We start from the raw sequence: 13559 nt of genomic DNA, 5'->3' as shown, positions 1-13559 counted from the left end.
TACGGTCGCCATTCATGGCGACCGTAACGCCAGCTTACTCGCCGAAAAACCAATATCCGCTATTCACCAACGCCGCCAGCTGCGCCAGCAGTGAAGGATCATCCAGCGCATCGCCGAAATCTTCCAGCGTCAGCACATGATTGTGTGCCAATGCCGCCAGCACATGCGGATGGCTGCTGGTGATCGATTCCCCGTTCACGAACACCACATCGCCGATGGTCAATACGCGCAGGCCGCCGAGACGGGTCAGCGCATCGCCTTGCTGCAATGCATCGTAAATCTCATCCGGTTGATACGGCGGCTCCGGCGGCGCAACGTCCAGCTCATGACGCGACTGAGAAATAAACTCGCCAAACCACTGATTAAACTGCTCTGGCTGGTTAATTACATCCATCATCACTTTGCGGATGCCTTCCAGTTCAGACGGCAGGATCTGCGATGGGCATTCACGCGATGGCACATCGGGATCGCTGTAGCGATAGCTGCCCAATTCGTTGGCCAGCATGTGATCGGCAAAACCGCTGATCAGCTCGCGACCGTTCGGTGCGCGGAAGCCGACCGAATAGTTGATGGCGTTTTCCAGCGAATAGCCTTCATGCGGGAATCCAGGCGGAATATAGAGAATATCGCCGGGCTCCATCTCTTCATCGATGATGGCGTCGAACGGCTCAACCTGCAGCAGATCCGGATGCGGGCAGTGCTGTTTCAACGGCACTTTTTCACCCACGCGCCAGCGACGACGGCCAGTGCCCTGAATGATAAACACATCGTACTGATCGAAATGCGGGCCCACGCCGCCGCCTGGCACGGCAAAAGAGATCATCAGATCGTCAACGCGCCAGTCGGGCAGGAAACGGAATGGGCGCATCAGCGCGGCAGAAGGTTCATGCCAATGGTTGACCGCCTGCACCAGCAGCGACCAGTTGCTCTCACCGAGATGATCGTAGCTTTCAAACGGGCCGTGACTGACTTGCCATTTGCCTTCGTTATGGCTGACAAGGCGGCTATCCACCTCATTTTCCATTGCCAGACCAGCCAGCTCGTCAGGAGAAATAGGATCGACGAAGTTTTTAAATCCACGTTTAAGCACCACCGGGCGTTTCTGCCAGTAGCGCTGAATAAAGTCAGGCCAGTTGATATCGAGCTGATAGTCCATATGAGGAGTCCGTTTGCTGCAAAGAATGATGGCAAGTATAACAGCCCGCGTCCCTTTCTACTCGCGGTGATGCTCGACTTCCTGGCGCTGGAAAATCACTTCCATGCGCGCGCCACCGAGCGGGCTGGTGGTCGCAATCACCTGACCGGCGTACTGTTCGAGGATGTCGCGCACCACGGCTAAGCCTAATCCCTGGCCGGGACGCAAGGTGTCGGCGCGTTGACCGCGCACGAAGATCAAATCGCGTTTGCTTTCCGGGATGCCGGGGCCGTCATCATCAATAAACAGATGCAAGGTGTTGTCGGTTTGGCGCGCGGTAACTTCAATAAATTCGAGGCAATATTTGCAGGCGTTATCCAGCACGTTGCCCAGCACTTCCATAAAGTCATTTTTATCGCCGATAAAGGTCAGTTCCGGCGAAATATCTAGCGTGATCGCCACGCCTTTACGTTGATAGACCTTATTTAATGCCGAACACAGGCTGTCGAGCAGCGCCGACACCGAATGCAAATCGCGCTGCAGAGGATTGTGATCGGCCTGCATACTCGCGCGATGGAGGTAATAACCAATCTGCTGTGAGATGCGGCTAATCTGCTCCAGCATCACCGGTTCGGCCTGCTCAATGGTTAACTCTTTACCATTGCGTAACGATCGCAGCGTACTTTGCAGCACCGCCAGCGGAGTTTTCAAACTGTGGGTGACATCCGAAAGTGTGGTGCGATAGCGCGTGTAGCGCTGGCGTTCATTGGTCAGCAGCAGGTTAAGATTGCGCACCAGGCTGCGTAGCTCCTGCGGCGGATTGTCATCGAGATTCTCGCGCTGGCCTGTTTCCAGCTCGCGCACTTGCGAAGTGAGATCGCCAATCGGCCGCAAACTCCAGTGTGCCGCCAGCCACAGCAGCGGAATCACCAGTAATAGATTCGCCGCCAGCACATAGCTAAACCACGACCACACCACATCGGAATGCTGCAGCTCTTGCGGAATCGAATCGACCACCACAATGGTTAACGCCGGTAAGTTGGTGGTGGCATCGTAGCGATTGACGGCGACCGAGTGGGTAAAGGTGTCATTGCTGTCGCTATCCAGCGCGTGCAGTCGCTCTTTCGCCTGCGGGTTATTGCCCATCGCCGCCATGCTGGTGCGATTGCTGGTGTCGATTTCGTAGAAGTCGGGCTTGAGCAGCCATTCACGACGAATCTTTTTACGAATGTCTGGCACATCGCGCTGCTGCCACAGCAGTTTGCCGTGTTCATCGTAGATAAAGACCAGCGTGGGGAAATTGAGCGTCATGCGCTCGGGCTGACCAATGGTGAGCTGATTGTCGTGCCATTGCGCCAGCGTGAAGAACAGATTGCTCTCGCCGCGCATAACGCGATAGGTATTTTTATCGAAGCTGACAACGTAGCCGACCACGGCGACCATGCCGTAGGAGAGCGACAAAAACAGTACGATCGCGGCCGTCGCCAACAGGAAACGGGCGCGAAGTGAGAAGGGGCGTAAGCGTTGTAACCACGTCATAAATCAGAGATCAAAGCGATATCCCTGGCCGCGCACGGTGTTGATCACTTCGGTCGGATAGAGTGACAGAATTTTTTTGCGCAGACGACCCATCAGCACGTCAATGGTGTGGCTTTCGCGCAGTTCGGCGTCGGGATAGAGCTGCAGCATCAGTGAATCTTTGCTTACCACTTTACCGGCGTTGCGAATCAGGGTTTCGACGATGGTGTACTCGAAGGCGGTAAGTTTTACCGGTTCGTCTTGCACCGTCAGTTCACGGCGAGAGAGATCGACCTGGAACGGCGGCATAGAGATAATTTGCGATGCATGCCCGCTGTTGCGACGCATCAGCGCCTGCAAGCGTGCAGCCACTTCTTCAATGTGGAACGGCTTGGTCACGTAGTCGTCGGCACCGGCTTCCAGCGCTTCCACTTTGGCCTGCCAGCCTTCGCGAGCGGTTAATACCAGAATCGGTTGGCGAACGGCATCGGTGCGCCAGCGGCGAATCAGCGACATGCCATCTTCGTCCGGCAAACCGAGATCGACCAGCGCGATGTCGGGGATATGTTCTTGCAGGAAATAATCCGCTTCTTTGGCATCTTCTGCAGCATCGACCTGATGGCCCATGTCACGCAGCTGCACGGCGAGGTGATGGCGCAGCAGCGCATTATCTTCCACAACCAGTACACGCATAGTATTTCCTTAGCTTCGAACGTAGTGATGATGGAATGAGTATATGCGAGAAGAGCTAAACCGCAGATTAACACCGGGCAATGTTGGAAGACATCAGGTCGCCATAAATGGCGACCCTACAGCGCGGATGTCGTAGGGTGCGCATTAATGCGCACCCAAATAAAACACACCTGTTGCTGACGACTATTTTAAATCATCAACCATCTGAATCGCACGGCCGAGGTAGTTGGCTGGCGTCATCTGCTTCAGACGCACTTTCTCCTCTTCCGGCAGCTCGAGGCTATCGATAAAGGTCTGCATGCCGGCGGCATCAACGCGTTTACCGCGCGTCAGCTCTTTCAGCTTCTCGTACGGTTTTTCAATGCCGTAACGACGCATCACTGTTTGGATCGGCTCAGCCAGCACTTCCCAGTTGTGATCCAGTTCGTCCAGCAGACGATCGCGGTTCACTTCCAGCTTAGAGATGCCTTTCAGCGTAGCTTGATAGGCGATCAGCGCATAACCGATACCGACGCCAAGGTTACGCAGCACGGTGGAGTCGGTCAGGTCGCGCTGCCAGCGTGAAACCGGCAGTTTGCTCGCCAGATGCTGCATCATCGCGTTAGCCAGACCGAGGTTGCCTTCCGAGTTTTCGAAGTCAATCGGGTTCACTTTGTGCGGCATGGTGGACGATCCGATTTCACCGGCGATGGTTTTCTGCTTGAAGTGATTGAGCGCAACGTAGCCCCAGATATCACGATCAAAGTCGATCAGAATGGTGTTGAAACGCGCGATGCAATCAAACAGTTCAGCGATGTAATCGTGCGGTTCGATCTGCGTGGTGTACGGGTTCCAGGTGATGCCCAGCGAGGTGACAAATTGCTCGCTCAGCTGGTGCCAGTCCACTTCCGGATAAGCCGAGATGTGAGCGTTATAGTTGCCGACCGCGCCGTTGATTTTACCCAGCACTTCAATCTTGCTCAGCTGACGCAACTGGCGCTCCAGACGATACGCCACGTTCGCCATCTCTTTACCCATAGTTGACGGCGTTGCTGGCTGACCGTGGGTGCGCGACAGCAGCGGAATGTCACGGTATTCGTGCGCCAGACCTTTAACTGCATCGATCAGTTTGTTCCAGAACGGCACGATCACATCACGACGTGCGGTTTCGAGCATCAGCGCGTGCGACAGGTTATTGATATCTTCGGAGGTGCAGGCGAAGTGGATGAATTCAGACACCGCATGCAGCGCAGGGATATCGGCCACTTTCTCTTTCAGGAAATATTCCACGGCTTTAACGTCGTGGTTGGTGGTGCGCTCGATGGTTTTGATACGCGCCGCGTCTTCTTCGCTGAAATTGGCGACAATGGCATCAAGGAAAGCGTTTGCGTCGGCATCAAATGCAGGAACTTCCTTGATCTCTACAGTCGTAGCTAGTTTTTGTAACCAGCGAACCTCAACCTCAACGCGGAATTTCAGCAAACCGAACTCACTGAAAATGGCGCGCAGTGGGCTGACTTTATCGCCGTAACGACCATCGACAGGTGAAACGGCGGTCAGAGAGGATAATTCCATCAGTGCAACTCCTGAATCGTTTAACAATTATGCCGGGGCGGCGCTTAATACGCCGGGCCCAGGCGGGATAAAATGGTTTTGGCTTCGCTCAGCAAGCGCTGGCGCGAGAACATCAGCTGCAGTCGGCCACCGCCAACCTGCTGCCATAACACCGCAGAGCGAATGCCGGCCAGCAGGGCGGCGCGCACTTTACTCTGCACTTGTGAATTCTGTAATACCTGCGGCGAACCGGTTACCTGAATGCGTGGGCCCAGTGGGCTAATCACATCGACATAAATGCCAGCCATCGCGCTGGTGATGGTGTCCGATTCCAGTTCGTAATGCGCCAGTTGACGGTCAAGCTGGCTGATGCGCTGTGCCAGCGTGTTCATCGCGGTTTTATTGCTGTGCAGCTTACGCTCCAGCACCATCATGCTTAAGGTGTAGCGCGTCAGCTCTGCGCTGGCGCCCTGACGATTGCTGCTATTCAGCACCGCCATTAAGGTCTCTAATCCAACCTTCAAATTGGCTTCGTCGTTGCCAAACACCGCCAGCGTTGAACCGGGATTGAGATCGATCAGGCTGCGCAGCGACACGTTCAGTGCCGCGGTATTGCAATGTCCCTGCTGCGCGAGCTGTTGCACCACATGGGCGGCCTGACATACGCCCGCCAGCGCCAGTGTAATCTCATAATAGTTCTTAGCCACGCTTAACTCCTGTCATCGCGTCGGGCAGCGCCGACCTTAGGCTTCTGCCAGAGGCAGGCGTTGTTCGATAATGCCGCCGCCGAGGCACACTTCACCGAGATAAAACACGGCAGATTGGCCTGGCGTGACGGCCGCAACCGGCTCGTCAAAACGGACTTCAATACGGTCGTCGCCGTGCGGAATGATTTCACACGGAATGTCGGTCTGGCGATAGCGGGTTTTCACCGTGCAGCGCAGCGGGGCGGTAATCGGCTGGCGATCGACCCAATGCAGCTGTTGGGCAATCAACCCCACAGACATCAGGCGCGGATGCTCGCCGCCTTGCGCCACGATTAGACGATTGCGCGCCACATCTTTGTCGACCACATACCAGGGATCGTCGTTGCTCTCTTTACGACCGCCAATGCCCAGGCCTTTACGCTGGCCGAGCGTGTGGTACATCAAGCCCTGATGTTCACCGACGATTTCGCCGTCAACGGTTTCGATTTCGCCCGGCTGCGCAGGCAGATAGCGGCCAAGGAAGTCACGGAACTTGCGCTCGCCGATAAAGCAGATGCCGGTGGAATCTTTCTTCTTCGCGGTGATCAGGTCCAGCTGCTCAGCGATGCGGCGTACTTCCGGCTTATCCAGTTCGCCAACCGGGAACAGGCTTTGCGCGATCTGCTGGTGGCTGAGCGTGTAGAGGAAATAGCTCTGATCTTTGTTGCCGTCGAGGCCGCGCAGCAGGCGGCTTTGACCGTCAACATCCTGACGGCGCACGTAGTGGCCGGTGGCGATGAAATCTGCGCCGAGATCGTCCGCCGCGAATTCAAGGAAGGCTTTGAACTTGATCTCTTTGTTGCACAGGATGTCGGGATTCGGCGTGCGGCCCGCTTTGTACTCTTCCAGGAAGTGCTCGAACACGTTATCCCAGTACTCAGCGGCGAAGTTGATTTTGTGCAGTTTGATGCCGAGTTTGTCACACACGGCTTGTGCGTCAGCCAGATCATCGGCGGCGGTGCAATACTCCTCGCCATCGTCTTCCTCCCAGTTCTTCATGAACAGGCCTTCAACCTGGTAGCCCTGCTGCTGCAGTAACCAGGCGGAAACGGAAGAATCGACGCCGCCGGACATTCCGACGATCACTTTTTTCTGGCTGTTGTCAGACATGACGCACTCTTAAATTACGATAAAAACAGGCGGCGCATTCTATCATGCAGAAGCGGGGCGCGCACCCTCATGAAACGGCCACTGGAACGGCGCAACCAGATGCAGCGGATAACGCTCCCCTTGTTGCCACAGCCGCACGCTCTCTGCCACTAGCGGCGAACGCAGGCGATTAGCCGTCAGAATCTGCTCTGGCGGCAGCCACCAGCAGCAATCGATGTCGCGATCGTGCGGTGAAGTTTCGACTTTTTCGGTCAGATCGAGGCCAAACAGGAAACGCACAAAAGGTGTATCGTCCGGGGCAATCCACTGCTGTACGCCAAGGAAATATTCGGGATGGGCATCGATGCCGGTCTCTTCAAACAGTTCACGCTGGGCGGCTTCGAGCAGGGTTTCATTGGCCTCAAGATGCCCGGCGGGCTGATTCCAGGTAATACGACCGTGCACACGCTCTTCGACTACCAGCAAATGTCCCTGCGCCTGTACAATGCAGGCGACCGTTACATGAGGTTTAAACATCCTTCCTCCGAAATTGTTAACTAAAAGTTATTAAATGGCTACACTGATATCGCGCCATTCACCCGGCGGCAAATCGCCTAACTGGTGTTCGCCTATCGAAAAGCGAATCAGACGTAACGTCGGAAAACCGATATGGGCCGTCATGCGGCGTACCTGGCGATTTCGGCCCTCAAACAGGGTGATTTTCAGCCAGCTGGTGGGAATCGCTTTGCGCTCGCGAATTGGCGGCTGGCGCGGCCACAGCCACTCTGGCTCGTCCACCAACTCAATGCCTGCCGGCAACGTTGGGCCATCGTTGAGCGTCACGCCGTTGCGTAACAGGGATAAATCTGATTCCTGCGGTGCGCCTTCCACCTGCACAAAATAGACCTTTCCGGTGCGCTTGCCAGGCTGCGTCAGCGCGGCTTGCAGCGCGCCATCGTTGGTCAAAATCATCAATCCTTCGCTGTCGCGATCGAGGCGGCCCGCAGCATAAACGTCGCCTACCGGCACAAAATCTTTCAGCGTGCGGCGTCCGGCTTCATCACTGAATTGCGGCAAAACATCGAAGGGTTTGTTAAAGAGTATGACGCGTCTTGGGCCTTTCGGACGGGTATCACGACGCACGGGCTTACGTGCTGGGGCGTTCGCACGCTTATCCTGGTGAATTCGTTGAGAAGTTTTTCGCATGGGCTTTGCAGTCAGAAACATTCGGCGCATTATAGCGCGAAACTACGGTGATTGGCGTAGCGGAAATAATCAAGTAGTATTGACCCGCATCTTACAAATCATTAACAAAAAATCGCTCGAAGGAGAGGTTGATGGAAAGCAAAGTAGTTGTTCCGGCGGAAGGTCAAAAAATCACCCTGGCTCAGGGAAAACTTACAGTTCCGAATAACCCGATTATTCCTTACATTGAAGGTGACGGTATCGGTGTTGATGTTTCCCCGGTAATGTTGAAAGTGGTTGATGCCGCTGTGAAGAAAGCCTACAACGGCGAGCGTAAAATTTCCTGGATGGAAATTTATACTGGTGAAAAATCAGTAGAACTTTACGGCCAGGACGTCTGGCTGCCGCAGGAAACCCTCGATTTAATCAAAGAATATCGCGTTGCCATCAAAGGCCCACTGACTACGCCAGTTGGCGGCGGTATTCGTTCTCTGAACGTTGCGCTGCGTCAGGAGCTGGATCTGTACGTGTGTCTGCGTCCGGTTCGCTACTACAAAGGCACGCCAAGCCCGGTTAAACGCCCTGAAGAGACCGACATGGTGATCTTCCGTGAAAACTCAGAAGATATCTATGCCGGTATCGAGTGGAAAGCGGGCACGCCAGAAGCGGATAAAGTGATCAAGTTCCTGCGCGAAGAGATGGGCGTGAAGAAAATTCGCTTCCCTGAGCAGTGCGGGATCGGCGTTAAGCCATGCTCGGAAGAGGGTACCAAACGTCTGGTGCGCGCAGCAGTGGAATACACCATCACCAACGATCGTGATTCTCTGACCCTGGTTCACAAAGGCAACATCATGAAGTTCACCGAAGGTTCTTTCAAAGACTGGGGCTACCAGTTAGTGAAAGAAGAGTTCGGCGGCGAGCTGATCGATGGCGGCCCGTGGATGAAGTTCAAGAACCCGAACACCGGTAAAGAGATCATCGTTAAAGACGTGATCGCGGATGCCTTCCTGCAGCAGATCCTGTTGCGTCCAGCTGAATACGACGTGATCGCCTGTATGAACCTGAACGGTGACTACATCTCTGATGCCCTGGCGGCACAGGTTGGCGGTATCGGTATCGCACCAGGCGCAAACATCGGGGACGAATGTGCTCTGTTCGAAGCAACGCACGGTACAGCACCTAAGTATGCTGGTCAGGATAAAGTGAACCCAGGTTCAGTTATTCTGTCGGCAGAAATGATGCTGCGTCACCTGGAGTGGTTCGAAGCGGCTGACCTGATCGTTAAAGGTGTTGAAGGCGCTATCGCTAACAAAACCGTGACCTACGATTTCGAACGTCTGATGGACGGCGCTAAACTGCTGAAATGTTCAGAGTTTGGTGACGCGATCATCAACAACATGTAATTTGCCACTCAGGCAGAAAGCATAACGGGAGCCAATGGCTCCCGTTTTTTTTTTGCTTTAAAATGAGCGACTATTACAGCTAAGAATTTATTTCATTGCCAGTACGGATTGAGCATCAATAATAATGCACTTGCCTGGGCAGTTGTCGTTTCCGGTGATCACTGGCGATTCCGGAAGAGTGAAATTCATACCTGCTTCTTTCTTTACGGTGTATGCCATACCAGCAAATGTCCACGGCATGCCTAAAGATAAAGAACCAAACTCATCATATTTCGATGATTTTGCAATTTTTGGCAAATTCTCAGTATTTAATCGGTAGTAAAGAGTGCCATCGAAATCTTTTGGCACCACTTTAGTGATTTCGGCCTGTAAAAGTGCATACTCTTTTTGCTGAGGCGAAGAAAACCCCTCTTTAATATTGCTGGCTGCAAGCCATCCTGCAGCAACAGGAAGCAAAAGATAAATGAATTGTGAGTATTTTATTTTATCGTTAATAAAGAATAGCCCGATAAGAAAGCAAGAGGTGGTAATCAACGAAAGCGCACTGATAGTACGGTAAGCCGCCCAACTCTCTGTCACCAGTAAATTTGGTGTCACTGCTGCAACAGAGAAGAGGAAAGATAAAAATACTTTTTCTTTGCCATTCTCGCTAATGTTTTTCAATCCGATTAAGATAAAACCTAGCGATATGATGATCGAGAGTGCTTTTCTGCCGGTGTCATAATTACAGATGGCATTTTTTAATGGTTCGACAAAGAACCATTTAATCTTTCCTATAAGATCAATGGTGATGTTACTTCTTGAAAGTGTCTCGCCGAATAACAGGAGCGGAATGGCTTTAGCTAATACTAATGCCATCAGCATACCAAAGAAAATCATTGCGAAAGTACGAATGAGTTCCTTTTTTTCAATTTTGCGGGAGGTCAGGCAAGTGTCCATAAATGCAAAAAAAAGGAAACACATTGCAGTGGGTTGATAAATAGCGAAGGAGAACGTGATCAGCAATGCTGATAACATAATCCCTGAAATGCCGCGCAATGTAGTTAGTGCTGAGTAACTCAATCCAGCAAGAATAATAGAGGTGACAAAAGGAAAACATACTGACCACGAGTTGAATACCTGGAAAGAGGGCAGCAAACAGATCGTTAATGAGAATATCACTCTCTGCAGAGTATTTTTGAGAATATTTCTATCAGAGATAAATTTGTAAAAGTAACAGCTTAGTATGATAAGAGAAGAAACGGATAGCAGTCTTAACAGTATTAACGAGTCCACGCTGGATATAAAGAATGAGAGTAAATAGCGCAAACCGCCGTAGGCCGGCCTTCCTGAAAGAACATCCCATTTAAAAATGCTGGCTGGATCAGTCTGAGAGCTGAACAGATAGTACCAATCATCCGAAAAAGCATAGCTCGAGAGAAAAACAGGGCTATAACTGGCGAGCAAGGCCACGGCTAATAAAAAATAAATTTTAAAGTTATTGCAGACTATATTAGTCATTTGATTCCTTTTTTATATATCGAGGTCTGTGTTTGGTTTCAATATAGATCCTGCCAATATATTCACCTAATACACCTATTCCTATCAACTGAATGCCACCTAAAAAGAGTATTGAAACCAGTAGTGACGGATATCCGGCAACAGGATTTCCCCATATTATTTTATCAATAATCATCCATGCGCCATAAACGAACGACAAGAACGCGACAAAAAAACCAATATAGGTCCACACTCGGAGCGGAAATGTTGAAAAGCTGGTAAGCCCTTCAAGAGCCAGATTCCAAAGTCGCCATCCATTAAATTTTGCCTCTCCGGCAATGCGCGCTGGGCGGCTATATTCAACGATGGCAGAATCACCTTCCACCCAACTCAGAAGACCTTTCATAAACAGATTGCGTTCCTGCAATTGCTTAATGTTTTCGACAGTTGCACGAGAAAGTAAACGAAAGTCGCCAACATTTTCTTCTAATTTTGGTGAGCTAATTTTATTGTGTAACTTGTAAAACCATGCAGCAGTTTTTCGCTTAAAACGACTATCGCTACGCCTATCATTGCGCTTGGCCAATACAATCGGCCAGCCTTCTTGCCATTTATTTATCAGCAAAGGAATGACTTCAATGGGATCCTGAAGATCAACATCAACCGGAATGACTGCATCACCACTAGAATGTTCAAGTCCAGCGAGCAGCGCGGCTTCTTTACCAAAGTTACGAATAAAATTGATGACTAATACAGATTCGTCATTATTCTGAATCGATTTAACAATCTGCTCTGTGCTATCAGTACTGCCATCATTAATAAAGATGATTTCAAGATTGTAAGAAGAAAGTTTTTCTTTAACCGTCCGGTAAAAAACCGGAATTGCATCCTCTTCGTTGAAGACAGGCACCACCAGAGAAATTTTCATTTTTTCACCCTAAAAACAATAAAGTTTGAATAGATGAAGCCGAATATCAGACTTATTATGGAAAATGAAATAAGCGTAATAATCGGATTAATATGCGTATGATCGGCGAAACTGCCAATACCTGCGGCCATCATGCCCATAAAAGCAACAAAGATGACATAGCGAAAAGTTGTCGCTTCGGCTTTAAACGTCCAGCGTGCGTTAGCAAAAAATGAAAATGTTACGGCGACAATGAAAGCCAACAGATTAGCCAGCCATTGGCGGGTATTCAGAGAATACAGGGCTGCAAACACCATCCAATGGATCAAGGTGTTAATGATGCCAACTGATAAAAACCGTGAGAATAATTTCAACATAGTGAAATGTTAGCCATGAGGACATCATTATTTTAAAAATAGTGGGGAATTTTACATGGAGGCTCACAACAAATAAAGTTGTAAAATCATCGTTCTCGCCAACATGTCATTAGAGAAAGCCATTGGCTTACGAACATTAAAGAAACGGGAGCCAGTGGCTCCCATTTTTTATTGCATCAATCGATTTGCTGCTCATTGGATTTTGCCACCTGAGCTCGCTCCTGCGACAGCCGCCAGAAATCACTACCGCCCGGCTGCTGATACATCCGCAGCGAGAAGTGGCCGACAATCGCGTAGATATACTCAAAAATGGCCGATTGAGAATCCTCGTAATCCACCCACAGCACTGACGAGGTGAAACAATAAACCTCCACCGGCAAGCCCTCGGGTGAAGGCTTCATGGCGCGTACCACGATATACATATCTTTCTTGATATCGTCGCGCTGCGATAGCCATGCCGTCAGGTATTTACGAAACACCGTCAGGTTGGTGATGCCGTTTTCCGCAAACCAGCGTTCGCCCACCGCATTGCTGTCGCGGCCATCCATCAGCGCCGAGAGTTGCTCACTGACACCGCGAATTTGGCTCATTTGCTGCACCATATCGTGATCGAGAAAACGAATCGACATCTGATCAAGATGGAAACTGCGCATAATGCGGCGCGCGCCCGAGGAGAACATCGCCTGCCAGTTGGTGTAGGTTTCGGTGAGGAAGTTTTTGGTCGGGATGCGCGACAGGGTATTGTCCCAATTGCGAATGGTGATGGTATGCAGCGCGATATCGATCACTTCGCCACTAATGCCATTGTCAGGCATCTCAATCCAGTCACCGAGTTGCAACACATCGTTAGAGGACACCTGAATATTGGCCACCAGCGACATCAGCGTATGCTGGAACACCAACATCAATACCGCCGCTACCGCACCCAAACTGGAGATAATAATCACCGGCGATTTATTCGACATAATCGCCAGAATCATGATCGCCGAAATGATGTGCACCAGAATCTTGCCGACCTGGATATAACCCTTGATCGAGTGGTTTTTGCGTTTGGCTTTTTTCGAATAGGAGTTATTAACGATCTCCAGCACTTCGGTAAAGAACAGTGATAAATAGACGAAGAACAGAATGCCGCAGATGGTCTTTATCGCGATTAACAGATGCTCAGGTAAATCCGGCATAAATTGCAGCAGATAATAGACCGTGATCACCGGGATAAAGTTAGAGAGCTTCTCCGACAGCCTGACGTCCTTATCCAGCGGCACCTGATTCTTGTGCGTGCTGAAGAACACCTTTCTGACCACTTTCACGATAAAGAATTTACAGATCAGATGGGCGATCATGCCGGCAAACATCAGTAAAACCAGGCTAAACGTGGCCGACAGCACCGTGTTGCCCTCAATAAAACTTTGTATCTTGCTTAAATAATTCATTTCAACCACATGCCGGACAGTGTTGGCGGGAATTCAAACATAAACGCGCCAAAGGCGATAT

13 protein-coding genes are annotated in these 13559 nt (G+C 51.1%); 1 reads left to right on the top strand and 12 read right to left on the bottom strand.

Annotation, left to right across the window (positions count from 1 at the left end; translation table 11 throughout):
* Positions 1 to 34 precede the first annotated feature (34 nt).
* From BM323_RS01780 to rluE, 8 genes are all read right to left on the bottom strand, one after another.
* The gene (locus tag BM323_RS01780) at positions 35 to 1156 is read right to left on the bottom strand and encodes a ribosomal protein uL16 3-hydroxylase (RefSeq protein WP_008103010.1); all 1122 of its coding nucleotides are present in this window, start codon (positions 1154 to 1156) and stop codon (positions 35 to 37) included.
* A 57-nt stretch (positions 1157 to 1213) separates the two neighbouring features.
* The gene (gene phoQ / locus BM323_RS01775; protein WP_008103008.1) at positions 1214 to 2674 is read right to left on the bottom strand and encodes a two-component system sensor histidine kinase PhoQ; all 1461 of its coding nucleotides are present in this window, start codon (positions 2672 to 2674) and stop codon (positions 1214 to 1216) included.
* Positions 2675 to 2677: 3 nt separating this feature from the next.
* Positions 2678 to 3346 carry a two-component system response regulator PhoP gene (phoP, locus tag BM323_RS01770; protein ID WP_008103006.1) on the bottom strand — a complete coding sequence of 223 codons (669 nt, stop codon included), beginning with the start codon at positions 3344 to 3346 and terminating at the stop codon, positions 2678 to 2680.
* 183 nt (positions 3347 to 3529) lie between these two features.
* Positions 3530 to 4900: an adenylosuccinate lyase gene (gene purB / locus BM323_RS01765; protein ID WP_008103005.1), complete on the bottom strand. Its 1371-nt coding sequence runs from the start codon at positions 4898 to 4900 to the stop codon at positions 3530 to 3532.
* Positions 4901 to 4944: 44 nt separating this feature from the next.
* A complete protein-coding gene (gene hflD / locus BM323_RS01760) occupies positions 4945 to 5586 on the bottom strand; it encodes a high frequency lysogenization protein HflD (protein WP_008103003.1) in 642 nt (213 codons plus the stop codon).
* 36 nt (positions 5587 to 5622) lie between these two features.
* A complete protein-coding gene (gene mnmA / locus BM323_RS01755) occupies positions 5623 to 6735 on the bottom strand; it encodes a tRNA 2-thiouridine(34) synthase MnmA (RefSeq protein ID WP_008103001.1) in 1113 nt (370 codons plus the stop codon).
* Between the two features lie 42 nt (positions 6736 to 6777).
* Positions 6778 to 7251 (bottom strand): NUDIX domain-containing protein, encoded by a 474-nt coding sequence (locus tag BM323_RS01750; protein ID WP_008102999.1) that lies wholly within the window; start codon positions 7249 to 7251, stop codon positions 6778 to 6780.
* Positions 7252 to 7281: 30 nt separating this feature from the next.
* Positions 7282 to 7950: a 23S rRNA pseudouridine(2457) synthase RluE gene (rluE, locus tag BM323_RS01745; RefSeq protein WP_371515144.1), complete on the bottom strand. Its 669-nt coding sequence runs from the start codon at positions 7948 to 7950 to the stop codon at positions 7282 to 7284.
* A gap of 101 nt (positions 7951 to 8051) precedes the next feature.
* Between rluE and icd the strand changes: the two genes are divergently transcribed.
* On the top strand, positions 8052 to 9302 hold the full coding sequence (icd, locus tag BM323_RS01740) for an NADP-dependent isocitrate dehydrogenase (protein ID WP_008108175.1): 1251 nt from the start codon (positions 8052 to 8054) through the stop codon (positions 9300 to 9302).
* An 87-nt stretch (positions 9303 to 9389) separates the two neighbouring features.
* Here the strand turns inward: icd and BM323_RS01735 are convergent, their stop codons facing one another.
* The 4 genes from BM323_RS01735 to BM323_RS01720 all read right to left on the bottom strand — a co-directional run bounded on the left by BM323_RS01735 (position 9390) and on the right by BM323_RS01720 (position 13498).
* Positions 9390 to 10802 (bottom strand): hypothetical protein, encoded by a 1413-nt coding sequence (locus BM323_RS01735; protein ID WP_008108176.1) that lies wholly within the window; start codon positions 10800 to 10802, stop codon positions 9390 to 9392.
* Complete coding sequence (locus BM323_RS01730) at positions 10795 to 11709, bottom strand: glycosyltransferase family 2 protein (RefSeq protein ID WP_008108177.1); 915 nt, start codon at positions 11707 to 11709, stop codon at positions 10795 to 10797. Before BM323_RS01730 ends, BM323_RS01735 begins: the two co-directional genes overlap by 8 nt.
* Positions 11706 to 12065, bottom strand: coding sequence for a GtrA family protein (locus BM323_RS01725; RefSeq protein WP_008108178.1), 360 nt, complete (start codon positions 12063 to 12065; stop codon positions 11706 to 11708). Before BM323_RS01725 ends, BM323_RS01730 begins: the two co-directional genes overlap by 4 nt.
* A gap of 176 nt (positions 12066 to 12241) precedes the next feature.
* Positions 12242 to 13498: a mechanosensitive ion channel family protein gene (locus tag BM323_RS01720; RefSeq protein WP_036649439.1), complete on the bottom strand. Its 1257-nt coding sequence runs from the start codon at positions 13496 to 13498 to the stop codon at positions 12242 to 12244.
* Positions 13499 to 13559: the final 61 nt, after the last annotated feature.

The sequence above is a fragment of the Pantoea sp. YR525 genome, assembly GCF_900116775.1.
Lineage (GTDB): Bacteria > Pseudomonadota > Gammaproteobacteria > Enterobacterales > Enterobacteriaceae > Pantoea > Pantoea symbiotica.
Note: the sequence above shows the minus strand (reverse complement) of the source record. Positions and strands in the feature narration are given on the sequence as shown.